This is a genomic window from Aurantimonas sp. Leaf443 (genome assembly GCF_001425575.1).
Lineage (GTDB): Bacteria > Pseudomonadota > Alphaproteobacteria > Rhizobiales > Rhizobiaceae > Leaf443.
On the sequence record NZ_LMRD01000006.1, the window covers coordinates 336,069 to 359,551 of the forward strand.

General features: G+C 70.5%; 19 protein-coding genes. 15 read left to right on the top strand and 4 right to left on the bottom strand.

All coding sequences use genetic code 11. The annotated features are described in order from the left end of the window. Positions 1 to 41 precede the first annotated feature (41 nt). Both ASG48_RS06245 and ASG48_RS06250 read left to right on the top strand, forming a co-directional pair. The gene (locus tag ASG48_RS06245) at positions 42 to 986 is read left to right on the top strand and encodes a cytochrome c (RefSeq protein ID WP_055846800.1); all 945 of its coding nucleotides are present in this window, start codon (positions 42 to 44) and stop codon (positions 984 to 986) included. A gap of 75 nt (positions 987 to 1,061) precedes the next feature. Continuing rightward, complete coding sequence (locus tag ASG48_RS06250; protein ID WP_244486781.1) at positions 1,062 to 2,276, top strand: Gfo/Idh/MocA family oxidoreductase; 1,215 nt, start codon at positions 1,062 to 1,064, stop codon at positions 2,274 to 2,276. Positions 2,277 to 2,328: 52 nt separating this feature from the next. On the opposite strand, the gene ASG48_RS06255 is transcribed toward ASG48_RS06250, so the two are convergent. Continuing rightward, on the bottom strand, positions 2,329 to 4,425 hold the full coding sequence (locus ASG48_RS06255; RefSeq protein WP_055847949.1) for a S9 family peptidase: 2,097 nt from the start codon (positions 4,423 to 4,425) through the stop codon (positions 2,329 to 2,331). 353 nt (positions 4,426 to 4,778) lie between these two features. Between ASG48_RS06255 and ASG48_RS06260 the strand changes: the two genes are divergently transcribed. From ASG48_RS06260 to ASG48_RS06300, 9 genes are read left to right on the top strand one after another with little or no spacing between them, the layout of a single operon-like run. Next, entirely contained in the window at positions 4,779 to 7,127 is a 2,349-nt protein-coding gene (locus ASG48_RS06260; RefSeq protein ID WP_156381475.1) for a putative monovalent cation/H+ antiporter subunit A, read from the top strand. Continuing rightward, the gene (locus ASG48_RS06265) at positions 7,124 to 7,543 is read left to right on the top strand and encodes a Na(+)/H(+) antiporter subunit B (protein WP_055846807.1); all 420 of its coding nucleotides are present in this window, start codon (positions 7,124 to 7,126) and stop codon (positions 7,541 to 7,543) included. Before ASG48_RS06260 ends, ASG48_RS06265 begins: the two co-directional genes overlap by 4 nt. 3 nt (positions 7,544 to 7,546) lie before the next feature. After that, positions 7,547 to 7,924, top strand: coding sequence for a Na+/H+ antiporter subunit C (locus tag ASG48_RS06270; RefSeq protein ID WP_055846810.1), 378 nt, complete (start codon positions 7,547 to 7,549; stop codon positions 7,922 to 7,924). A gap of 4 nt (positions 7,925 to 7,928) precedes the next feature. After that, positions 7,929 to 9,521: a Na+/H+ antiporter subunit D gene (locus ASG48_RS06275; protein WP_055846813.1), complete on the top strand. Its 1,593-nt coding sequence runs from the start codon at positions 7,929 to 7,931 to the stop codon at positions 9,519 to 9,521. Further along, positions 9,518 to 9,991, top strand: coding sequence for a Na+/H+ antiporter subunit E (locus ASG48_RS06280; protein WP_055846817.1), 474 nt, complete (start codon positions 9,518 to 9,520; stop codon positions 9,989 to 9,991). Before ASG48_RS06275 ends, ASG48_RS06280 begins: the two co-directional genes overlap by 4 nt. After that, positions 9,988 to 10,368: a cation:proton antiporter gene (locus ASG48_RS06285; protein ID WP_055846820.1), complete on the top strand. Its 381-nt coding sequence runs from the start codon at positions 9,988 to 9,990 to the stop codon at positions 10,366 to 10,368. The genes ASG48_RS06280 and ASG48_RS06285 overlap by 4 nt, the downstream gene beginning before the upstream one ends. Further along, the gene (mnhG, locus tag ASG48_RS06290; RefSeq protein ID WP_082529280.1) at positions 10,365 to 10,781 is read left to right on the top strand and encodes a monovalent cation/H(+) antiporter subunit G; all 417 of its coding nucleotides are present in this window, start codon (positions 10,365 to 10,367) and stop codon (positions 10,779 to 10,781) included. The genes ASG48_RS06285 and mnhG overlap by 4 nt, the downstream gene beginning before the upstream one ends. Continuing rightward, positions 10,778 to 11,170 (top strand): DUF423 domain-containing protein, encoded by a 393-nt coding sequence (locus tag ASG48_RS06295; protein WP_055846822.1) that lies wholly within the window; start codon positions 10,778 to 10,780, stop codon positions 11,168 to 11,170. Before mnhG ends, ASG48_RS06295 begins: the two co-directional genes overlap by 4 nt. Before the next feature lie 36 nt (positions 11,171 to 11,206). Beyond that, positions 11,207 to 12,004 carry an SDR family oxidoreductase gene (locus tag ASG48_RS06300; protein WP_055846825.1) on the top strand — a complete coding sequence of 266 codons (798 nt, stop codon included), beginning with the start codon at positions 11,207 to 11,209 and terminating at the stop codon, positions 12,002 to 12,004. Between the two features lie 43 nt (positions 12,005 to 12,047). On the opposite strand, the gene ASG48_RS19005 is transcribed toward ASG48_RS06300, so the two are convergent. The 3 genes from ASG48_RS19005 to mprF form a co-directional block, all read right to left on the bottom strand. Continuing rightward, on the bottom strand, positions 12,048 to 12,830 hold the full coding sequence (locus tag ASG48_RS19005) for an NUDIX hydrolase (RefSeq protein ID WP_348271120.1): 783 nt from the start codon (positions 12,828 to 12,830) through the stop codon (positions 12,048 to 12,050). A 136-nt stretch (positions 12,831 to 12,966) separates the two neighbouring features. Next, entirely contained in the window at positions 12,967 to 14,364 is a 1,398-nt protein-coding gene (locus tag ASG48_RS06310) for an AcvB/VirJ family lysyl-phosphatidylglycerol hydrolase (RefSeq protein WP_055846827.1), read from the bottom strand. Next, the gene (gene mprF, locus ASG48_RS06315; RefSeq protein ID WP_055846830.1) at positions 14,361 to 16,988 is read right to left on the bottom strand and encodes a bifunctional lysylphosphatidylglycerol flippase/synthetase MprF; all 2,628 of its coding nucleotides are present in this window, start codon (positions 16,986 to 16,988) and stop codon (positions 14,361 to 14,363) included. Before mprF ends, ASG48_RS06310 begins: the two co-directional genes overlap by 4 nt. 276 nt (positions 16,989 to 17,264) lie before the next feature. Here mprF and ASG48_RS06320 point away from each other — a divergent pair, with 276 nt between their 5' ends. The 4 genes from ASG48_RS06320 to ASG48_RS06335 all read left to right on the top strand — a co-directional run bounded on the left by ASG48_RS06320 (position 17,265) and on the right by ASG48_RS06335 (position 23,482). Further along, a complete protein-coding gene (locus ASG48_RS06320) occupies positions 17,265 to 18,620 on the top strand; it encodes an NAD(P)-dependent oxidoreductase (protein ID WP_055846833.1) in 1,356 nt (451 codons plus the stop codon). Between the two features lie 10 nt (positions 18,621 to 18,630). Beyond that, entirely contained in the window at positions 18,631 to 19,470 is an 840-nt protein-coding gene (locus ASG48_RS06325; protein ID WP_162243906.1) for a class I SAM-dependent methyltransferase, read from the top strand. A 4-nt stretch (positions 19,471 to 19,474) separates the two neighbouring features. After that, positions 19,475 to 20,818, top strand: a complete 1,344-nt coding sequence (gene preA, locus ASG48_RS06330) for an NAD-dependent dihydropyrimidine dehydrogenase subunit PreA (RefSeq protein ID WP_055846839.1) — start codon at positions 19,475 to 19,477, stop codon at positions 20,816 to 20,818. A gap of 216 nt (positions 20,819 to 21,034) precedes the next feature. Next, the gene (locus ASG48_RS06335; protein ID WP_055846841.1) at positions 21,035 to 23,482 is read left to right on the top strand and encodes an EAL domain-containing protein; all 2,448 of its coding nucleotides are present in this window, start codon (positions 21,035 to 21,037) and stop codon (positions 23,480 to 23,482) included. Position 23,483 lies beyond the last annotated feature (1 nt).

Sequence of the window (23,483 nt, forward strand, 5' to 3'; positions counted from 1 at the left end):
CGGCCGGCGGCTGCGTCCGGGTCCGGGAGGGAGAAGGGCCGATGGTCTCGCGCATCATCGCCGGCGCCGTCGCGCTCGTCCTGGCCGCGTCCGGCGGCTTCTACGTCCTGACCGTGCCGCAGCGCCTCGACGCCGCCGCGCTGCCCGCCGAGGGAACGGGCGACGCGGCGCGGGGCGAGCGCGTCTTCTGGGCCGGCGGCTGCACTTCCTGCCATGCCGCGAAAGCGCAGAAGGGGGACGAGCGGCTGAAGCTCGGCGGCGGCGACCCGCTGGTGACGAAGTTCGGCACGTTCCACGCCCCCAACATCTCGCCCGACCCGGCCGACGGGATCGGCGCCTGGAGTCTCGCCGACTTCGCCAACGCCATGCAGCGCGGCGTCGACCCGCAGGGCCGGCATCTCTATCCTGCCTTCCCCTACACGTCCTATGCCAACATGACGAAGGGAGACGTCGCCGACCTCTTCGCCTATCTGAAGACCCTCCCGCCCGTGGCGGGGCGCGCGGCCGGGAACGATCTGCCGTTCCCCTTCAACGTCCGGCGCGGCCTCGGCCTGTGGAAGCTCGCCTTCGCCGGCACGCCCGGACCCGTCGTCGCGCTGCCGGCCGACGCCCCGCAGCCGGTGCGCGACGGGCAGTATCTCGTCGAGGGGCCCGGCCATTGCGGCCAGTGCCACACGCCGCGCGGGCTCTTCGGGGCGGGCGGCCTCGACAGGGCGCACTGGCTCGGCGGCGCGCCGAACCCGGAGGGCGAGGGGCGCGTTCCCGACATCACGCCCTCGCCGGACGGGATCGGCGACTGGTCGCAAGGCGACATCGCGTCCTATCTCGAAAGCGGCTTCACGCCGGACTTCGACACGGTGGGCGGCTCCATGGTCGAGGTGCAGGCCAATCTCGCCAGGCTCCCGGCGGCCGACCGCGAGGCGATCGCGGCCTATCTCAAGGCGGTGCCGCCGGTCGAGGGCACGGCCGCCGCGCCCGGCGGGTGAGACGCGGCGCGTTCGTCGGAACGTCCGCCGCCATCCCGGATTAAGCTCTTCGCCAGTTCAGACGAGGAGCGCCTCTTGACCAACTCGCCCATCGATCCGACCCGTCGCCTGTTCGTCGGAACCCTCGCGCTCGGCCTTGGCGGCATCGTCGCCGGGCGCGGCGCCGCGGCGCAGGAGGCGATCCCCGCCACGCCCGTCGGCCGCCCGGAGCCCGAGCTCGAAAGCCCGCCGCCGGAACCTCTGGCGTCCCGCCTCGGCTGGGCCGTCGCCGGGCTCGGCGACTTCGCGCAGGGCTACGTCATCCCCAAGGGGCTCGGCGGCGCCCGGCGCGCGAAACTCACGGGCCTCGTTTCGGGAAACCGCGACAAGGCGCTGAAAGTCGCCGCGCGGCAGGGCGTGCCGGAAGGCTCGATCTACGACTACGCGATGACGGGCCTTGCCGACGACGCCTCGATCGACATCGTCTACGTCGTCACGCCCAACTCCACGCATCAGGAACTCGCCATCCGCGCGCTGGAGGCCGGCAAGCACGTGATGTGCGAGAAGCCGATGGCCAATTCCTCGCGCGAATGCCAGCGCATGATCGATGCCGCCAAGGCCGCCGACCGCCGGCTGATGGTGGCCTACCGCGCCCACTTCGAACCGAGCAACGTGCGCGTCAAGGAGATGATCGACGCCGGCGAGATCGGCCCGATCACCTTCGCCTCGTCCGACCATCACCGCCCGCTCGACCTGTCGCTGCCGCGCGACCAGTGGCGCGCCAAACGCACGATCGCCGGCGGGGGATCGCTGGTGGATATCGGCATCTATTCGCTGAACGGGCTGATCTGGTTCCTCGGCGAGACGCCCTCGCGCGTCTGCGCCACGCTCCATTCGCCGCCGGACGATCCGCGCTTCGCCGAGGTCGAGGACCTGATGACGGCGCAGCTCGTCTTCCCCTCCGGGGCGCGCGCCAACATCTCCTCGTCCTACTCCTCGAACACCAAGCGCATCGACCTGTTCGGCGCCAAGGCCGTCGCCAAGCTCGATCCGGCCACGTCCTACAGCGGCAACCGGCTGACGGTCTCGACGCCGGAGGCGAACGAGCAGGTCGTGACGAAGGAGCCGAGCGAGGTACAGTTCTCCAACGAGATCGACCATCTCTGCGAGGCGATCTCGACGGGATCGGCGATCCGCACGCCCGGCGAGATGGGCCTGCGCGACGTCCACATCATCCACGCGCTCTATCGCAGCGCCGCCGAAGGGCGCTGGATCGACCTCAACGAGAACGGCTCGGCGAAGGACGGCTGACGCGCCCGCCCGCACGGCCGCGCCGGGACGGCGCGGCCGTGTGGTTCCGTGGTCAGGCCTTGCCCATCGTCTGCAGCGCGAAGGCGTAGATCGTGGCGACCTCCTCGAGCCGGGAGAAGCGCCCGGAGGCGCCGCCATGGCCCGAATCCATGTTGGTGCGCAGGAGGATCGGCGCGTCGTTGGTCTTCATCTCGCGCAGGCGCGCCACCCACTTGGCGGGCTCCCAATAGGTCACGCGCGGGTCGGTGAGGCCCGCGAGCACCAGCATGGGCGGATAGGCCTGGGCCTTCACGTTGTCGTACGGCGAATAGGAGGCGATGATCTCGTAGTCCTGGGGCGACAGGATCGGATTGCCCCATTCCGGCCATTCGGGCGGGGTCAGCGGCAGCGTATCGTCGAGCATCGTGTTCAGAACGTCGACGAAGGGCACCACCGCCACGATGGCGCCGAACTTCTCCGCGGCCATGTTGGCGACCGCGCCCATCAGCATGCCGCCCGCCGAGCCGCCATTGGCGACGATCCGGCCGTAGGAGGTGAAGCGCTCGGCCACGAGATGGTCGGCGACCGCCACGAAATCGTTGAACGTGTTCGCCTTGTTCTGCCGCCGCCCGGCCTCGTACCAGGCGAAGCCCTTGTCCTTGCCGCCGCGGATATGGGCGATGGCCCAGACGAAGCCGCGATCGACCAGCGAGAAGGCGTTGGCGTTGAACGAGGCGGGGATGGTGATGCCGTAGGAGCCGTAGCCGTAGAGGAGGCAGGGCGCCGTCCCGTCGAGGGCTGTGTCCTTGCGGTAGAGGAGCGAGACGGGCACGAGCTCGCCGTCCTGCGCCGGCGCGAAGACGCGCCGCGTCACGTAGGCGTCCGGGTCGTGGCCCGAGGGCACTTCCTGCGTCTTCAGGAGCCGGCGCTCGCGCGTCTCCACGTCGTATTCGAAGGTCTGGCCCGGCGTCGTCAGCGAGGAATAGGTGAAGCGGATCGCCGTCGTGTCGAACTCGTAGGTGCCGGACAGGCCGAGCGAATAGGCCTCCTCGTCGAAGGCGATGGCGTGCTCGGCGCCGTCCGCGAGGCGCTTGACGACGATGCGCGGCAGGCCCTCGCGGCGCTCCAGCCACACGAGATGGCGCTTGAGCACGAGATGGCTGAGGATCATGCGCCCGTCCTCGTGGGGCACGTAGTCCACCCAGTCCTCGCGGCGGGCCGCGTCCGTGGAGGCCGTCGCGATCTTGAAGTCGCGCGCGCCGTCGGCATTGGTCAGGATGTAGAGGGTGCCGTCGGCCTCGTCGACGCTGTATTCGACGCCCGTCTCGCGCTTGGCGAGGAGTCGCGGCTCGGCGGCGGCGTTTCCGGCGGGGATCAGCCAGCACTCGGACGTTTCGTGATCGTGGATGTCGATCATCACGAACTCGCCCGACTGAGTCTTGTCGACGCCCATGAAGAAGCCGCTGTCGGTCTCCTCGAAGACCAGACGGTCGTCGCGCGGGTCCGTGCCGAGCGCGTGGTAGAAGACGCGGCTCGGGCGGTGGTTGGAATCGAGGCGGGTGTAGAAGACGCCCTTGGACCGCGCCGACCAGACCCCGCCGCCGCTCGTGTCCTCGATGCGCTCGTCGAGATCGCGCCCGGTCGAGAGGTCGCGGAAGGAGAGGGCGTAGAATTCCGAGCCCTTGTCGTCGTGGGCCCAGGCCATCCAGCGATGATCGGGCGAATGGCTGGCGCTGCCGAGCGAGAAATAGGCCCGGTCCGCCGCCTCGGCCTGCCCGTCGAGCAGCACCACGCTCTCGCCGCCCTCGCGCGGCCGGCGCACGTAGCGCGGATATTCGGCGCCCTCCACATAGGAGATGCCGTAGGCATAGGGCCCGTCGGGCGCCGGCACGGAACTGTCGTCCTCCTTGATGCGCCCGCGCAGCTCGCGCACGAGCGCGTCGCGAAGGTCCCGGGTGCCGGCCAGCACCTCCTCCTGATAGGCGTTCTCGGCCGTCAGGTAGGCGCGGATCTCGGGATCGAGGACCGACGTGTCCTTGAAGACCTCCTGCCAGTTGTCGGCGCGCAGCCAGGCATAGTCGTCGTGCCGGTCGAGACCGTGCCGCGTGTCCTTGCGCGGGCGCCGATCCGCGAGCGGGGGCGTTGCGGTGGCGGTGAAGGGCTTTTGCATCGTCATCTCGAAGGGACCAGCTGTCTGTTGCGTCGAACGCGAATCGGTCTGAGCGGCGGCAGTGTAGTCGAGGGCCACCTTGCTGCCACGACGGGTGCGGACGGGCAGGGCCCGCGGTGCCGGAGGTCGCCGGAGGCGTTTGGCCGGGCGGGCTTGCCGTCAGATGGGATGGGAGCGCCCGGGCTGCAACGGCGCCGATGCCGGGCGCGGTCGTTTCTTGCCGCTTGTCGGGGCCGGGTCGCGCCCTTATTGCTCGCTCCACCAGCCGGCGGGCGGGGGTGGCGTTCCGGGACGCCATGCCCGCTCTTCCGAGCCCCGCACGCATGACGGAGTTTCCCCCGCCGATGATAGGCATGGCGCCGCCCATCGTCACCTTCGCCCTGTCGCTGCCGTTCCTCGGGGCGCTCGCGGCGCCGCTCTTCGTGCGCTGGTTCGGGGCGCGGGCGGGTCTCGTCCTCGCGCTGTTTCCGCTGGCGAGCTTCGCGATCCTCGTGCCGCTCGCCGGCCCGGTGGCGCGGGGGACGGTCTATCTCGCCGGTTTCGACTGGGTGCCGGCCTACGGCATCCGCCTCTCGGCCCGGCTCGACGGGCTTTCCCTCGTCTTCGCGCTGCTCGTCACCGGCATCGGCGTGCCGATCGTCGCCTATGCCGGCGCCTATCTGAAGGGCCATCGCGACCTCGGGCGCTTCCTCGGCTTCCTTCTCCTCTTCATGGGCTCGATGCTCGGGCTCGTCGTGAGCGACGACCTCGTCGCGCTCTTCGTTCTCTGGGAGATGACGTCGATCTCCTCCTTCCTGCTGATCGGCTTCGACCACGAGCGCGTGGCGGCGCGGCGCGCGGCGCTGCAGGCGCTGGTCGTCACGGGCGGCGGCGGGCTGGCGCTGCTCGCGGGCCTCCTGCTCCTGCGCGAGGGGCTCGGCCTCGCTTCCTTGACGGCGGTTCTGGAAGCGGGCGAGGCGGTGCGCGCCAGCGCGCTCTACCTGCCGATCCTCCTTCTCGTCCTGGCCGGCGCCTTCACCAAGTCGGCGCAGGTGCCCTTCCACGTCTGGCTGCCCAACGCGATGGAGGCGCCGACGCCGGTCTCGGCCTATCTCCATTCCGCCACGATGGTGAAGGCCGGCATCTATCTCCTGATGCGCCTGTCGCCTGCGCTCGGCGCCACGCCCGCCTGGACGACGATCCTGCCGCTCTTCGGCGCCGCCACGCTCCTCACCGGCGCGCTTCTGGCGGTGCGCGCGCGCGACGTGAAGATCGTCCTCGCCTACACGACCGTCGCCTCGCTCGGCCTTCTCGTCCTCCTCATCGGCATCGGCGGAGAGGCGGGGATCGCGGCAGCGGTGCTCTATCTCCTCGCCCACTGCTTCTTCAAGGGCGGGCTCTTCATGGTCGCCGGCAGCATCGACCACGGGGCCGGCACGCGCGATCTCGGCCAGCTCGGCGGCCTTCGCCGCGCCATGCCCTTCACCTTCGCCGCCGCGCTCCTGTGCGCGCTGTCCATGGCCGGCGTCACGCCCTTCCTCGGCTTCCTCGCCAAGGAGGAGATCTATCACGCGCTCCAGACCCCGAGCCTCTTCGGGCTCCTGCTGCTCGCCGCCGCCTTCGCGGGCAACGCGCTCATGGTCACGGCCGCCTGCCTCGTGGCGCTGAAGCCCTTCCTCGGCGAGCGGCCGAAGGCGCTCGGCTCCGCCCATGAAGGCGCCGCGCCGCTCTACGCCGGTCCGCTGGCGCTCGGCATCGCCGGCCTTCTCGCCGGCCTCCTGTCGAGCATCGCCCATCTGTTCCTCTCGACGCCCATGGCGAGCGCCGTGGTCGGGGTTCCGGCGCGCGTCGAGATCGGCGCGCTGCCCCATCTGAACCTTGCCTTCGCGCTCTCGATGGCGACGCTGGCCGCCGGCCTTCTCGGCTATCGCTTCGCGCCGGCGCTGCGCCGGGGCGTCGACACCGTCACGCGCGCCGCCGGCTGGGGGCCGGATCGCGGCTTCGACCAGGCCCTGTCCGGCCTCGTCCTCGGTGCCGCCGCCCTGACGCGGCGCCTGCAGTCCGGCCGGCTCGACCATTACATGACGGCGACCTTCGCCGTGATCCTCGCCGCGCTCTTCGCGCCGATGCTCCTGTCCGGCAGCCTGCCGGCGATGCCGGCCGTCCCGGACCTGCGGCTCGTCGAGGGAACCGTGCTCGCGCTCATCCTCCTCGGCATCGTGGCCGTCGTCGTGGCGCGGAACCGGCTGACGGCCATCGTCTCGCTGGGCATCCAGGGCTTTGCCGTCGCGCTTCTCTATCTTCTGGCCGGCGCGCCCGATCTCTCCTTCACCCAGTTCATGATCGAGACGCTCTCGGTCGTCATCCTGGCGCTGACGATGACGCGGCTGAAGCTCTATCCGACCGACCATCGCCCCTTCGCGCAGAAGCTGCCCGATGCCGCGCTCGCCGCCGGCGTCGGGGCGGGCTTCGGCCTGGTTCTCCTCTCGGTCGTCCAGCGGCCGTTCGACCCGCTCCTGTCCGACTTCTTCGGGCGCTGGTCCTACGAGATCGCGCATGGGCGCAATATCGTGAACGTCATCATCGTGGACTTCCGCGGCCTCGACACGATGGGCGAGATCGCGGTCGTGATGACGACGGGGCTCGCCATCCTCGCGCTGATGCGGCTGCGCGTCGCGCCGAAGCCCGCCCGGCCCATCGACCCGCAGGAGGCGACGGGATGAACACGCTGATCTTCCGCTTCACAGCGCCCTATCTCACCAGCCTGATGATGCTCTTCTCGGTCTTCGTGCTCCTGCGCGGGCACAACGAGCCGGGCGGCGGCTTCATCGGCGGGCTGGTGGCGGCTTGCGCGCTCTCGATCTACGGGCTCGCCTGCGGCGTCGGCTCGGTGCGCCGGGCGCTCGTCCTGCATCCCATGACGCTCGCCGCGCTCGGGCTCAACTTCGCCGTCGCCGCCGGCCTTCTCTCCACCTTCTCCGGCAAGCGCTTCCTCTCCGGGCTCTGGGTCTTCCCGAAGATCCTCGGCACCGAGGTGGCGCTGTCCACGCCCATGCTCTTCGACATCGGCGTCTATCTCGTCGTCCTCGGCGCGATTTCCGCCATCGCCATGGTCCTCGCCGAGCGGGAGAGCGCCTGACCCATGGAAACCGCGCTCTGCCTCGTCACCGCCTGCCTCTACGGGGTGGCGATCTATCTTCTCCTCTCCCGCCACGTCATCCGCATGCTCCTGGGCATCCTGCTTCTCGGCAACGCGGTGAACCTCACGCTCTTCACCGCCGGGCGGATCGGGCCGATCGCCCCGCCGCTGATCCCCGAAGGATCGCTGGTGGCCACGACCGCCGTGGCCAACCCGCTGCCGCAGGCGCTCATCCTCACGGCCATCGTCATCTCCTTCTCCTTCTTCACCTTCCTCCTGGTCCTCGCATTCCGCACCTACGAGGATCTGGGCACCGACGACACGGACGGCATGCGCATCGCTGAACCCGAAGGCGAGGGGCCTCCGCCCCTCGGCTACTGACGCCATGGCAGGCGAAAGCGTGCCCGCGCTCTTCGAAGCCGCGCTGGAGACGGCGCCGCTGACGCCGATCGACCATCTCCTGGTGATGCCCGTCGCCCTGTCCTTCCTGTTCGGGGCCGGGCTCCTCGTCATGCGCAAGCGCATCGACCTCCACGCGCCCGTGGCGGTGATGGGCGCGATCATGCTTCTCTTCGTCGATCTCATCCTGCTGTGGCGGGTGGCGGGCACGGGGCCGGTGACGATGATGATGGGCGGCTGGCGCCCGCCCTTCGGCATCGCCTTCACGCTCGACGTCGCGGGCGCGCTGTTCCTGGCCGCATCCGCCGTCACGGCGCTCGCCTGCTGCGTCCATGCCGGCATCGCCGTGCCGCGGGCCGAGCGGCGCTACGGCTTCTTCCCGTTCTTCTTCCTGATGATGGCCGGCGTCCAGGGCGCCTTCCTCACCGGCGACGTGTTCAATCTCTACGTGTGGTTCGAGGTCCTGCTGATCGGCTCCTTCGGCCTCGTGATCCTCGGCTCGCGGCCCGAGCAGCTGGACGGGGCGACGAAATACGCCTTCCTCAACCTCGTCGGCACCACGCTCTTCCTCGTCACGACCGGCCTTCTCTACGGCACGTTCGGCACGCTCAACATGGCCGATATCGCGCTGAAGGCGCGGGCGATGGAGGGCGAGGGCACGCTCCTCTCCATCGCTGTCCTCTATTTCGCGGCGGCCTCCATCAAGGCGGCGGCCTTTCCCGTCAACTTCTGGCTGCCGGCCTCCTACCACACGCCCCGCTTCGTGGTGTCGGCGCTCTTCGCCGGGCTCCTCACCAAGGTCGGCGTCTATGCCGGCATCCGCATCCTTCTGATGCTCTTCCCCCTGGAGCGGGCGGCCATGGCGGACGTGATCTCGCTCGTGGCCATCCTGACGATGATCGTCGGCGCCCTCGGGGCGCTCGCGCAGGACGATCTGCGCCGGCTCCTCAATTTCGTGGTCGTGGCCGGCATCGGCACGATCTTCGCCGGCCTCGCGCCGCAGAGCGGCGGGCCGGCGGCGATGGCGGGCCTGTCGGGCGCGCTCTTCTATGCCGCGCAGTCCATGGTCGTCATGGCCGCCCTCTATCTCGCCGCCGGCTGGGCCGCGCAGGAGACGGGCGCCGTGCGCCTGTCGGCGATGGGCGGGCTGTGGCGCCGGTCCCCGCTCTTCTCGGCGGCGCTTCTGGCCCTTCTCTTCTCCTTCGCCGGCCTGCCGCCCTTTCCCGGCTTCTGGCCGAAGGTGCAGCTGGTGAAGGCCGCGCTCCTCGACGGGCGGCCGTGGCTTGCCGCCGCGATCCTCGCCTCCGGCCTCGTCCTCACCATCGTCGCCGCGCGCATCGTCGCCTTCGCCCTCTGGCGCCCGGCGCCCGATGGGCTCGTGCCGGCCGCCGCCGCGCAGGCGGGCACGCCGGGAGAGGCCACGCACCGGCCGCTCGGGCCGATCCTGGCGCTCGCCCTCGTCGTCACGCTGGTCGGGCTCCTGCCGCAGGGCCTGGCGCGGCTGACGGAACTCGGCGCCGCCGGCATTCTCGATCCGCAGGCCTATGTCGAATCCGTCTTCGGGAGCCCGCCGGAATGAGGCTCACCCTCGTCAACCTGATCTTCGCCCTCGTCTTCGCCACGGTGACGGGGTCGTTCACGCTCCTCAACATCCTGTTCGGCTTCGTGCTGGGGGCCGGCGCGCTCTGGCTCATCCGCGCCGAGGTCGGCTCCACCGCCTATGGCCTGCGCGTCTGGCGCGTCCTGGCGCTGTTCCTTCTCTTCCTGAAGGAACTGGCCTTGTCGGCCTGGACGGTCGCGCGCATCGTCACGAAGCGCGACATGGATCTCAAGCCCGGCATCTTCGCCTTTCCGCTGACCGTCGACCGCGAGTTCGAGATCACCCTCCTCGCCAACATGATCACGCTGACGCCCGGCACGCTCTCGGTGGACGTCTCGCCGGACGGGAAGGTCCTCTACGTCCACGCGCTCGACTGCTCGAACCCGGCGCAGACGCGGTTCGACATTGCGCAAGGGTTCGAGCGCAAGATCATGGCGGCCTTCCGATGAGCTTTCACGAATTTTCCGGCCACGTGCTCGACTTCGCCGTCTTCACGGCGCTCATCCTCCTCAGCCTCGCCTTTCTCGTCACGCTGATGCGCATCGTGAAGGGGCCCACCCTTCCCGACCGGGCGCTCGGCCTCGACATGCTGACCGCCATCGCCATCGGCTTCATCGCCGTGTTCGGCCTGTCGAGCGGCTTCACGCTCTATGTCGACATCGCCATCGCGCTCGGCCTCGTCGGCTTCCTGGCGACCGTCGCCTTCGCGCGTTTCGTCATCGGCGTCGGCGGCCCGGGCCGCGATCCGGCAGGCGCCTCCATCCTCTTCGACGAGCCGCGTCTGCACCGGCGGCGCGATCGCGTGAAGGCGAGGTTCCGGCGATGATCGAGGATGTCGCCCGCATGCTCGCCGCTGCGCTGATCCTCGGCGGCTCGGCCTTCGCGCTGATCGCCGCGATCGGCCTCCTGCGCCTGCCGGACCTCTACACGCGCATGCACGCCGCCTCGAAGGCCGGAACGGTCGGCGCTTCCATGATGCTGCTGGCGCTGGCCATGACAGCGAAGACCGGACCCGAGGCGCTGCGGGCGCTCGCGGCCATCGCCTTCTTCCTCCTCACCGCGCCGATCTCGGCCCATCTCCTCGCCAGAGCCTCCTATCTCGCGGGCGTCTCGCTCTGGCAGGGTTCGGTGCTCGACGAGATGCCGCCGGAGGAAGGGGCCGTGCGCCGCAAGCCGCTGCCGCCCACGGGACACGACCCGCTGGCGGAACTGCCCCATCACGAGCCGGATCATCCATGAACACGCGGGACCCGTCCGCACCGCCGCGCGCGAGCGCCGCGCTGATCCTCGCCGCGGGCCTCCTGGGCGCCTGCGGCGTCGCGCTCGGCGCGGCGGCGGCCCATGGCGGCGAGGCGCGGCTTCTGGCCACCGCCAGCGCCATGGCGCTCGCCCATGCGCCGGCCCTTCTGGCGCTCGCGGCCCTCGCCGGCCGGGCGCCGCGGGCCATGCTTCTGTCCGGCGCGCTGCTCGGCCTCGGCGCGGCGCTCTTCTGCGGCGATCTCGCGGCCCGCCAGGTCCTCGGCGACCGGCTCTTCGCCAGCGCCGCGCCCTTCGGCGGCGTCCTGATGATCGCCGGATGGCTGGCCGCGGCGATTTCGGGCATCATCGCGCTCCTGCGCCGGGCCTGAGCGACCGCCCGCCGATTCTCTGGGGACGTGTCATCCATGAACGGATTTGATTCCGCGCTCTTCGCCGGGCGGACCGTCGCGATCACGGGCGCGGGGCGGGGTATCGGGGCGGCCGCGGCGCGCGCCTTCCTCGCCTGCGGCGCCGACGTGATCGCCCATGCCGGGCGCACGCTCGACCATGCCGAGGCCGATCTCCTCGCCGACCTGCCCGACACCTGCCGGCAGCGCCTGACGCTCGTCGTCGCCGACCTTTCGACGCCGGAGGGCACGCGGGAGCTCGCCGCCGAGATCGTGACGCGCAGCGACGGGCGCATCGGCACGCTCGTCAACAATGCCGGCACGATGGGCGGGCGCGTGCCGGCCGGCGACATCGACAGCGCGCAATACGATGCCGTGCTCGATCTCAACGTCCGCTCGGTCGTGGCGCTGACGACCGCGCTCCTGCCGGCGCTGAAGGCGGGGGCGCAGAAGAACGGCGCGGCCTCCATCGTCAACACGTCCTCGATCTCCGCCCGCGTCGGCGGCAGCGCGGGCTCCTCGCTTTATGCCGGCGCCAAGGGCTTCATCTCCACCTGGACGCGGGCGCTCGCGCGCGAACTCGCGCCGGACGCCATCCGCGTCAACGCCGTCTCGCCCGGCACGATCATGACCGACTTCCACCGCCGCTACTCGACGCCGGAGAAGCTCGAGGCGACGGCCGCCGCGATCCCGCTGAAACGCCTCGGTCTCGCCGAGGACTGCGCGCCGGCCTTCCTGTTCCTCGCGAGCGACGTTCTCAGCGCCTACATCACCGGGCAGGTGATCGAGGTGAATGGCGGCCAGTTCATGGGGTGAGGCGCCGGCCGCCTCCCGCCGCCGCCGGGCGCCTTCGGTGCGCTCAGGCGGTCGAGGTCGCGCCGCGGATGCGGCCGGCCTTCTTGCCGCCGGACTTGCCCGTCGGCGCCTTCAGATGCTCCAGCACCTTGCGCGCGGCCTTGCCGACGCTCTTGACGATTGAGCGCGGATCGAGCGTCGCATCGCCCGCCTTTGCCGCCTTCTTCTTGGCCGCGGGCTTCTTCCGGGCGCGCGTCCCGGCCTTGGCGGCGCCTTTGGCGAGGGCCTTCTTGCCCGCCGGCTTCTTCGCGCCGGCGACCTTCAGCGCCTTCGCGTTCGCCGCCTTGCCGGCGGGAACCGGCATGGGGTCGGTCGCTTCCGCCGTCGGGATCGTCAGGGCGAAGTCGCGCAGGAGCGCGCGCAGTTCCGGCTCGTCCACGCGCTCTGCGGCGTCGAGCGGCGAGAACCAGCGGCGGCTGCGCTGGGCCTTTTCCGGCCACTCGTCCTCCAGCCGCTCTACCGTCATCGGGTACACGCGCACGCGGCAGCGCACGGCGCCGCCCTCGATGCGCTTGTCGTATTCGTAGGTGCCGAGCGCGGTCTTCACCGTGCGCCCGCGCACGCCGGCCTCCTCGTAGGCCTCGATGGCCGCTGCCTGATGCGGGCGGCGCAGCTTCATCGGCCAGCCCTTGGGCAGCACCCAGCGGCCCGTCTCGCGCGATGTCACGAGAAGGATTTCCGGCTGGCCCTCCGTGCCGCTGCGGCAGGGAAGGGCCGCATATTGGCGACGCGGTTTCGAAGTGCCCATCCGGCCATGATGGACGATGCGCCGATGATTCGTCGTCATCAATTCGATGCCAGCCTTAGTATTTCGTGCGCCGTGCAAGCTCCACGCCACCCCCGCTCGGACAGATAGGGCGGGACAACGACACTCGTACAAGTAGAGCTGCGGCGAAGACGCGCGTCGAATCCCGTTCGCGTGTTCAGCGCGTCGTCGTGCCGGGCCTCGGGCCGCGCAGGATGTCCTGCGCGAGGGCTGGATAGTTGCCGTCGAAATGATGGCCGCCATTCGTCGTGACGATCTCCGCGCCCCGGGCCGCGAGTGCCGGGCAGGCGCTGTCCTGCGCCTCCTCGCGCCCGTAGAAGCACTGGATGCGGGCGGCATCGAAGCCGGCGAGGTCGTCGAGGGTCGAGCGCCCGCCCGCCTGCACGCCCAGCCATCCCGCGACCGAGATCTGGAACGAGGCCTGCGGCGAGAGCGCGAGAAGCGAGAGCTGGGAGATCATGGCGCGATGGGCCGGATCGAGCGCGGCGACGATGGCGGGCAGCGCGTCGGCCCCGAAGGAATAGCCGACGAGCACGATATGCGGGCTGTTCCAGCGCTTGGAATAGGTGTCGATGATGGCGGAAAGATCGGCCGCCGCCTTCTGCGGCGTGCGCTCGGACCAGAAGTAGCGCAGCGCGTCGACGCCGACCGTCGGCATGCCGGCGGCCTGCAGCTCGCCGCCGATCTGCCGGTCGATGTCGCGCCAGCCGCCGTCGCCCGAATAGATGATCGCCATGCGCCCGTCGCCTTCGCCCACGGCCTCCAGAATGGCGAGCGGCAGGCGCGCGACCGTGCTTTCGGCGTCCTGCGCGGGGCCGGCGACGGGGGTCAGCGCGCGTTCCAGCGCGTCGAGGGCGGAAAGGCGCGTGTTCTCGACGGCGATCTCGGGCCAGCGCATCTCGAGCCGCGTCGCATGCGCGCGGCCCGTGTCGGGCGCGTCCGGCGAGAGGACGACGGTCACGGGGTTGGGCAGCGGGCCGGGCGTCAGCGCATAGACGGCGCCGGCTCCCGTCTCCTGCCGTTCGGCGGGCGTGCAGAGCGGCGTCTTCACGGCGATGGCCGGGAGCGGATCGACCGCGACCGTCGCCTCGATCGTCGCCTCGGGCGTCTGCGCGGCGATGGCGAGGGCGAGCGCCGCGCCCGCGCCGATGCCGGCCACGACCGGCGCCTCGTAGTCGTCGTTGCCGAGGTCGCGCTGGATGCGGTGGCTGACGGCCTCGATGTCGGAGACGAGATAGAGGCACTCGTCCTCGATCGTGGCGAGGCGGGCGAGATAGGCGGGCAGGTCGATGCCGAGCGTGATGACGCCCTTGGCCTTCAGGCGCTCGGCGAGCGCGGCCTCCGTCTCGCCCCAGCCGTCCGCGCCCGAGAAGAGCACGACCTCCGAAACCGCCTCTGAGGCTTTCGGCAGAACGAGGATCGGGTCCGGCAGGGTCTGCGAGCCGTCGTCCGGCGCTTCCTGCTGCTGCGCGAGGGCGCCCGCGCAGAGGAACAGCCATGCCGCGGCCGCTGCCGCCACGCGCGCGGCGGGCCGGCGCTTGCGTCCTGGGGTCATCGCGACACCACTCCTCTGAAGCCGCCGGCGATGAGGGCGGACGCGTCGGCCAGGGCGAGGGCCGGGTTGATGCCGCCCGCCACCGCGAGATAGCGGGGCTGCCATTCGGGATCGAACTTGGCCTTGAAGGCGCGCAGGCCCTTGAAGTTGTAGAAGCGTCCGCCGTGGCCGAAGGCCAGCCGCCCGATGCGGTTCCAGGCCGGCGCCGCCGGACTGTCGGCAAGGCCCGAGAGCGGCGCCATGCCGAGGTTGAAGCTGCGATAGCCCTCGTCGCGCATGTGTTCCATCAGGCGGATGAAGAGGAACTCCATCGAGGATTTCGGCGCGCCGTTCGAGAAGCGCATGAGGTCGATGGAGGCCTCGGCCTTCGTGCCCGTCCGCAACACGTTGGCGAAGGCGACGATGCGCCCCTCGTGGCGCAGGAGCGCGACGGGCTGGGAGAGCATATAGGCGTCGTCGAAGAAGCCGACCGAGAAGCGCTTCTCGCGCGCGCTGCGCTCGGCGAGCCATTCGTCGGAGATGGCGCGCAGCTCGTCCAGCACCGCCGGCACCGCCTCCGGCAGGCGATACTCGAAGACGAGCCCGTCGCGCGTGCCCCGGCTCGCCGTCTGGCGCAGGCCCGAGCGCCGCGCGCCCTTGAGGTCGAAGCGCGTCAGGTCCACAACCGCCATCTCGCCGAGTTTGAGCGCCTGCAGGCCGGCATCGGCACACAGGGCCACGGCCGAGGGCGCCACCTGGTAGAAGACGGCGCGCCCGCCGACCTCGCGCGCCATCTCCACGAAGCTCCAGACGAGATCGCGCTGGGCGGCCGGCGTGCCGATGGGCTCGAACAGGGCGATGAAGGAGCGGCCGTGCCGCCCGTACATGACGAAGCCCTTGCCGTCGCGCGAGAAGAGGAGGCTCTTGTCGGCGCAGCGCACGAGGTTGGCGTCGGAGACGTCCTGCGTCTCCACGATGGCGGCCGCGCGGGCGATGTCCGCCGGCAGGGGGGCGGGGACGGTGCCGCGCGAGGGGCGCAGAAGGCTGGCGAGCGCGGCGGCGCCGGCGATCACGGCGATGCCGACGAAGGCCCGCAGGCTGCGCGGCGCGTCGCTCTCGAACTCGAATTCCAGCCAGAGCTCGTGCGTGTAGGCGACGTCCTTGTAGACGAAGAGCAGGATCGCCGCCGCGCTCGCCACGATGATGGCGATGGCGAAGAGCCAGGGCCCCGTCAGCCTCTGGCGCCAGAGCGAGGCCGGCCTGTCGAACTCGCGCCGCGTGACGAGAAGGGCGGCGACGAGAACCGCCAGAAGGGCGGCCTCGTAGACGGCCAGCGCCTTGGCGAAGCACAGGACGAGCGAGACGAGAGAGACGACGAGCGCCACCGCCCAGGCCCCGTCGAGCCGCTGGTTCAGCCCGCGCCCGGCGATGGCGAGGCCCAGGCCGAGAATGCCCGACAGGAAGGTCGCGGCCTCGACGAGCGGCAGCGGCAGGTAGGAGGAGAGCGCGTCGAGGTCGCCCTGCGGGGCGGGGGTGACGCTGGAGAGGACGAGGGTGAGGCCGGTGATGACGGCGAGCGTCGCCAGGACCGGCGGCGCGATGCGCGTGCCGGCCGCGCGCAGCCTCTGCCCGTCCGGCCCGGTGAAGAGCTGGCGCGTCTCGGCCACGCAGACGAGGAGTGCGGCGATCACCAGAGGCAGCACGTAGTAGACGACGCGGTAGAGAAGGAGCGAGGAGATCAGCGCCGTCGTCGGCACGCTGGCCCCGAGCGCGGCCACCATCACCGTCTCGAAGACGCCGAGCCCCGCCGGCACGTGGCTGAGGACGCCGATGCCGATCGCCACGGCGTAGATGGCGAGGAAGGCGGGATAGCCGACGGTGGCCTCCTGCGGAAGCAGCGCGTAGAGCGCCAGCGCCGCGAAGGAGACGTCGAGGGCGGTGACGACGAGCTGGCTCGCCACGATGCGGGCACCCGGCAGCGCCAGCGAGACGCGCCCGAGCGTCAGGCGCCGGCCGCGCCCGAGGACCAGGACGAGCGCCATCCCGAGCGCCAGCGCCAGGAAGGCCGCGATGCGCAGCGGCGCCGGCGAGACGCCGATCGCCGCGCCCAGGCGCTCGGCCGAGACCGCCGTCGCCACCACGACCACCGCCAGGAGGCCGAGCCCGAAGGCGGCGGTGACGAAGCCGATGACCTTGGCGACCGCCTCGGGCGAGAGCCCGAGCCGCGAATAGAAACGGTAGCGGATCGCGCCGCCGCTCAAGGGTCCGAAGCCCGCCGTGTTGCCGACGGCATAGGCGCAGAAGGCCACGAAGGCGACCGCCCGGTAGGGGCGCTTCTCGCCGGCATAGGCGAGGCCTTCCACGTCGTAGACGGTGAGGGCGGCGTAGCTCGCCGCCGTGGCCGCCACGGCGAGGAGGAGGTCGCCATAGGGCGTGGCCGACAGCGCGGCCACGAGTTCGGCATAGGAGACCTCCGCCGCAAGGCGCCGCAGCGCGAAGACGAAGACGGCGAAGACGAGGGCCGCCAGTCCGAGCGTCACCGCCCGGCTGTGCAGGAGCGCCGAAAGGCGGCCCGGCTCCTGCGCCTCGCCCGCGTCCGGCGCCGCATCCGCCCCGCCGGACAGTCCGCTCGCGTCCTTGGTCATCGCCCGTCTGCTTCCAGCCGCCCCGCGCCCCCGGGCGTGCCAGCGCCGCGAGCCGGGCGCCTCTTCTCACGCGCCGCGCCTTCGCGCAACGAAACGCTTCGTAACGCGGTCGCTGCGAGACCCCGATCCCGCCTCGCGACGGTGATTTTTGACCATCCGATAAAATTCTTTGACGGACGCGATTTTTGCGATCATCCTCTTTGGAATGGTCCCAAGGAAGGGCGCGGGAGGCGCGTTTCCGAGGAGCCGCCTTCATCAGCCGGGAGGTCCCGCCGTATGAACGACGCCACGCCCATCCGCCCCGACATCGCCGCGGCGAGGTTGTCCGCCGAGGCGCTCGCGGACAACTTCTCCGACATTCATCCCCCGCTGCAGGCGCATGAGGCGCTGGTCGAGGCCGACCGCTGCTACTTCTGCTACGACGCGCCCTGCATGCAGGCCTGCCCGACCTCGATCGACGTGCCGCTCTTCATCCGGCAGATCCAGGCGGGCAACCCGCTCGGCGCGGGCAAGACGATCCTGGCCTCCAACATTCTCGGCGGCATCTGCGCCCGCGTCTGCCCCACCGAGACGCTGTGCGAGGAGGCCTGCGTGCGCGAGACGGCGGAGGGCAAGCCGGTGAAGATCGGCCTCCTGCAGCGCTTCGCCACCGACCATGCGATGGAGGCGGGCATCCAGCCCTTCCAGCGCGCCGCCCCGACCGGCAAGAGCGTCGCGGTGGTGGGGGCGGGGCCGGCGGGCCTGTCCTGCGCCCACCGCCTCGCCTCGCTCGGCCACGACGTGACGCTCTACGACGCGCGGCCCAAGCCCGGCGGGCTCAACGAGTTCGGCATCGCCGCCTACAAGGCGACGGACGGGTTCGCGCAGGCCGAGGTCGACTTCGTCCTCTCGGTCGGCGGGATCGCGCTGGAAGCCGGCAAGGCGCTCGGCCGCGACATCCATCTGGGAGACCTGCGGCGCGACCACGACGCCGTCTTCCTCGGCCTCGGCCTTGCCGGCGTCAACGCGCTGGGCGCCGAGAACGAGGGCAGTTCCGGCAGTCACGATGCCGTCGCCTGGATCGCGACGCTCCGCCAGACGAGCGACCTCGCCGATCTTCCCGTCGGGCGCCGCGTCGTCGTCGTCGGCGGCGGCATGACGGCGGTGGACGCGGCCGTGCAGGCCAAGGGCCTCGGCGCGCAGGAGGTCACGCTCGTCTACCGCCGCGGCCGCGAGGCGATGAACGCCTCGGCCTACGAGCAGGAAGTGGCGGCGACGCGCGGCGTGCATCTGCGCTTCAATCTCTCGCCCCGGCGCATTCTGGCCTCGAACGGCGCCGTCACCGGCATCGAGTTCGAGCGCACGACGAGCGTCGACGGCGCGCTGCGGCCGACCGGCGAGATCGTGACGATCGAGGCCGACCAGGTCTTCAAGGCGATCGGCCAGGCCTTCGTGCCCGACGGCCTGTCGGACGAGAGCGAGGGCATCGCGCTGGAGAAGGGCCGTATCCGCGTCGACGCCGCCCGCCGCACGAGCCTTGCCGGCGTCTGGGCCGGCGGCGACTGCATCGCGGCGGGCGAGGACCTGACGGTGGTCGCGGTGGAGGACGGCAAGGTGGCGGCGATGGATATCCATGCCGCGCTGATGGGGTAGGGAGATCGTCGTGGCCGGTGTGGAGGACGGGGTCAGGCGCCATTACGCCGGGTTCGGCGTTCTGGACCGCATTCGCGACGGCCTTGCCGCCGCAGGTCTCGATCTCGACCGGCTGACGCCGGCCGACCTTCGGCCGGTGGACGAGTTCCACATCGGCGGCGGCGCGGCGACGCAGGCGCTTCTCGATGGCCTCGATCTCCCGCCCGGTCTCTCCGTCCTCGACATCGGCTGCGGCATCGGCGGTCCGGCCCGCGCGCTCGCGCTTCGCGGCGCCGGCGACGTGACGGGGGTCGATCTGACGCCGGACTTCGTGGAGACGGCCCGCGCGCTGAGCGCCATGGTCGGGCTCGCCGATCGCACGCGCTTCGAGGTCGCCAGCGCCCTCGACCTTCCCTTCGAGGCCGACCGTTTCGATCTGGCGCTTCTCCTGCATGTCGGCATGAACATTCCCGACAAGGCGGCGCTCTTCTCGCAGGCCTACCGCGTCCTGAAGCCGGGCGGCACCTTCGCCGTCTACGACGTGATGCTGACCGGCGAGGGCGCACCGACCTATCCGGTGCCCTGGGCGGAGACGGCCGACCTGTCTCATCTCGCCCCGCCCGCGCACTACCGCCGCCATGGCGAGGCGGCAGGATTCACGCTCCTTCGCGAGTCGGTCCACCGCGAGCGGGCGCTCGCCTTCTTCGCCGCGCTGAAGGCCCAGGCGAAGGCGGCGGCGCCAGCGCTCGGGCTGCATCTCCTGATGGGCCCGACCATCCGGGAGAAGAGCGCCAACATGATCTCCGCGATCGACGCCGGCACGCTCGCGCCCGTCGAAATGATCTTCCGCGTTCCCGCGACGAAAGGCTGAACCCATGGCGAACCTCGCGACGAGCTTCCTCGGCATCTCCTCCCCGAACCCGTTCTGGCTCGCCTCCGCTCCGCCGACCGACAAGGAATACAACGTCCAGCGCGCCTTCGAGGCGGGGTGGGGCGGCGTGGTCTGGAAGACGCTCGGCGAGGGCGACCCGGTCGTCAACGTCAACGGCCCGCGCTACGGCGCCATCCACGGGCCGGACCGGCGGCTCCTCGGGCTCAACAATATCGAGCTCATCACCGATCGCGCGCTCGAGACCAATCTCGAGGAGATCGCGCGCGTGAAGCGCAACTGGCCGGACCGGGCGATGATCGTCTCGCTGATGGTGCCCTGCGAGGAGAAGAGCTGGCAGTCGATCCTGCAGGTCGTGGAGGAGACGGGCGCGGACGGCGTCGAGCTGAACTTCGGCTGTCCGCACGGCATGAGCGAGCGCGGCATGGGTTCGGCGGTCGGGCAGGTTCCAGAATATATCGAGATGGTCGCGCGCTGGTGCAAGCAGCACTCGCGCCTGCCGGTGATCGTCAAGCTCACGCCCAACATCACCGACATCCGCTATCCCGCCCGCGCCGCCAGGCGCGGCGGGGCGGACGCCGTCTCGCTCATCAACACGATCTCCTCCATCGTCTCGATCGACCTCGACAATTTCGCGCCGACGCCCACCATCGACGGCAAGGGCAGCCATGGCGGCTATTGCGGCCCCGCGGTGAAGCCGATCGCGCTCAACATGGTGGCCGAGATCGCGCGCGACGCCGAGACGCGGGGCATGCCCATGTCGGGGATCGGCGGCATCACCACCTGGCGGGACGCGGCCGAGTTCATAGCGCTCGGCTGCGGCACGGTGCAGGTCTGCACGGCCGCCATGACCTACGGGTTCAGGGTCGTGCAGGAGATGGCGTCCGGCCTGTCGGACTGGATGGACGAGAAGGGCTACGCCACGATCGAGGACTTCCGCGGCCGCGCGGCGCCCAACGTCACCGACTGGCAGTATCTGAACCTCAACTACGTGACCAAGGCCCGAATCGATCAGGACCTGTGCATCCAGTGCGGCCGCTGCCACATCGCCTGCGAGGACACGTCGCATCAGGCGATCACCAGCCAGGTCGACGGGATCCGGCATTTCGAGGTGATCGACGAGGAATGCGTCGGCTGCAACCTCTGCGTAAATGTCTGCCCCGTGCAAGACTGTATCACAATGGAACAGATTTCCGGCGTCGATCCGCGCACGGGCAAGCCTATTCCGGATGATTATTCGAACTGGACTGTCCACGCGAACAATCCGATGCGCCGCGAGACGTTGCAGTTCGCGCCCGAGCCCGTGCGCCTTCCCGATGCGGCCGAGTAGAACCGTCATTCTACTGTCACGTTTCATGCAACGGTTGTCACGATCCCGCCGCTTTTCGGCCCGGCTTACCGGGCCGAATCTGGCCTTTCCGGGTATAGCGCCGCAAATTCGCCGCACGTGCGGACGGTTGTGGTAACGGCTTCATAAGAACAACGGTTCAATTTGCTCTTCGAGTGAACCCGCTCCTCTTTGGGGGCGACGCCGAGAACCGTCCGGATGTCCATCAACTTCAAGCTTTTCGCCGGAAGCGTGTTCTTCGCGTCCACGGCAGTCGTCTTCGTTCTGATGTCGCATCAGTCGCAGATGAGCTCGCTCGACCTCGCGCGGAAGCTCTACGAAGACGGCGTCGACCCCCTCGGCCACTTCCAGTCCGCCGAGACGCGCCTGTCGCGCCTGCAGATGGCGATCTCGACCGGGCTCGCCATGCATCAGACCGAGATGGGCCAGCCGCTCGACGAGCGCGAGGCGCTCGAGTTCAACGTCGGCCTCGCCGCCATCACGCTCGGCCTTCGCGACGCCATGGGCGCCGACATCGCCGGCTCGGTGCGCGACCAGACCCAGCGCATCCTCTACAAGGTCAGCGTCCTCCAGGGCTCGCAGGGCAATATCAGCCGCCGCATGGCGATGCGCGAGCTCGCCGAACTCGGCGTCGGGCTGGACTCGGCCATCGTCGGCACGCGCGAGGGGCTGGCGGAACTGCGCTCGCAGGCCTCCATCGAGGCGCGGCAGGCGACCTTGCGCAACTTCTTCGGCCTCGGCGTCGTCGGCGCGGCGGGGCTCGGCTTCGCGCTCTTCCTCTCGCGCACCATCCGCTCCTCGCTCGGCCGCGTGCAGACGCTGGCGCGCTCGCTGGCGGAAGGGGCCCCGGCCGACATCGTCCTGCCCCAGGCGCCCGTCGAGGTGCGCGGCCTCGTCGAGGCGCTGAAGGACGTGCAGATCCACTGCCGTCAGCTCGAGGAGCTGATGGACAGCCAGGCGAGCGACATGGACGTCCTCCTCGCCGACAAGCAGACGCAGTTCGAATGCGCCCTGAACAACATGCCCCAGGCGATCTGCATGCTGGCGGCCGACCGCACGATCATCATCTGCAACGACGAGTTCGTGGCGCAGTTCGGCCCCTGCGAGCCGGGCGCCTCGGCCCGCGCGCTGATGCCCGAGCCGGGCCTGCTTCGGCCGCTGCGGCCGGAGGAGAAGTCCTCCCAGCTCCTCAAGACGCGCACCGGCGAGGTGATGGAGGTCAAGCGGCGGGGCATGCCGGGCGACAAGCTCCTCGTGACCTTCGAGAACATCACCGAGCGCCAGCGCTCCTTCGACCGGCTCGTCTATCTCGCCGGCTACGACACGCTGACGGGACTGCCCAACAAGCGGACCTTCTGCGAGGCCGGCGACGAGCTGATCGCCAAGGGGCGCACGCCGCTGTCGATCTGCGTCGGCGACCTTCTCGGCCTGAGGTCGATCAACGAGACGCACGGCCATGGCGTGGGCGACGAGGTGCTGCGGCGCGTCGCCGCCCGGCTGGTCAAGGCGGCGGGCGGCAAGGCGACCGTGGCGCGCCTGGGCAGCGACTGTTTCGGCGTCCTAACGCCCGGCACGAAGACGGCGGCCGAGGCCGAGCAGATCGCCCGCGCCGTCGCCGACATCGCCGCGGACGCATTCGAGATCGACGGACGGCGCATTCCCGTCAGCCTCTCCGTCGGGCTCGTGCATCTTCCCGGCGCCAAGCGGGCCCCGGACCTCACCACCGAGCGCCTCCTGCAGGACTGCGACCTGGCGCTGCAGCAGACCAAGGAGACCAAGCGCTCGACGCTGCGCATCTTCCAGCCGGAGATGCGCCAGCGCATCGAACAACGCCGCGAGATGGAATACGATCTGGAGACGGCGCTGCGCGAGGAGCAGCTCGAACTCTACTACCAGCCGCTGGTCGACACCGGCACGCGCTCGGTCTCGGGTTTCGAGGCGCTGATGCGCTGGAACCACCCGGTGCACGGCTTCGTCTCGCCGGGCGTCTTCGTGCCGCTCGCCGAGGAGACGGGGCTCATCGACAAGCTCGGCGCCTACGCGCTCGAGAACGCCTGCCGGCAGGCCGCCCACTGGCCGCGCGACCTCAAGATCGCGGTCAATCTCTCGCCGGTCCAGTTCCGCAATCCCGGCCTCGTCGCCGATGTCGGGCAGGCGCTGCGCCGGTCGCAGCTCGCCCCGGCGCGGCTGCATATCGAGGTGACGGAATCGATCTTCCTCGACGACAGCGACCGCGTCCTTTCGATCCTCGGCGAGTTCCACCGCATGGGCCTGTCGATCTCGATGGACGATTTCGGAACCGGCTATTCCTCGCTCGGCTATCTCAGCCGCTTCCCGTTCGATCGCCTGAAGATCGACCAGTCCTTCGTGCGCGAGATCGACCGCGCCGAGAACATCGCCATCATCCGCGCGATCATCGGCCTCTCCAAGGCCTTGAATCTGGCCGTGGTGGCCGAGGGCGTGGAGACGGCGCAGCAGATGCGCATGCTGCATGCCGAAGGGTGCCACCAGATGCAGGGCTACTTCTTCTCGCGCCCGCGCCCGGCAGGCGACCTCGCGGTGATGCTGGCGGAGATCGAGACGCAGTGGCCGGCGAAGTTCGCTCCGGCCCTGACCGGCCGCAAGGCGAGCCGCGCGGCGGGCTGAG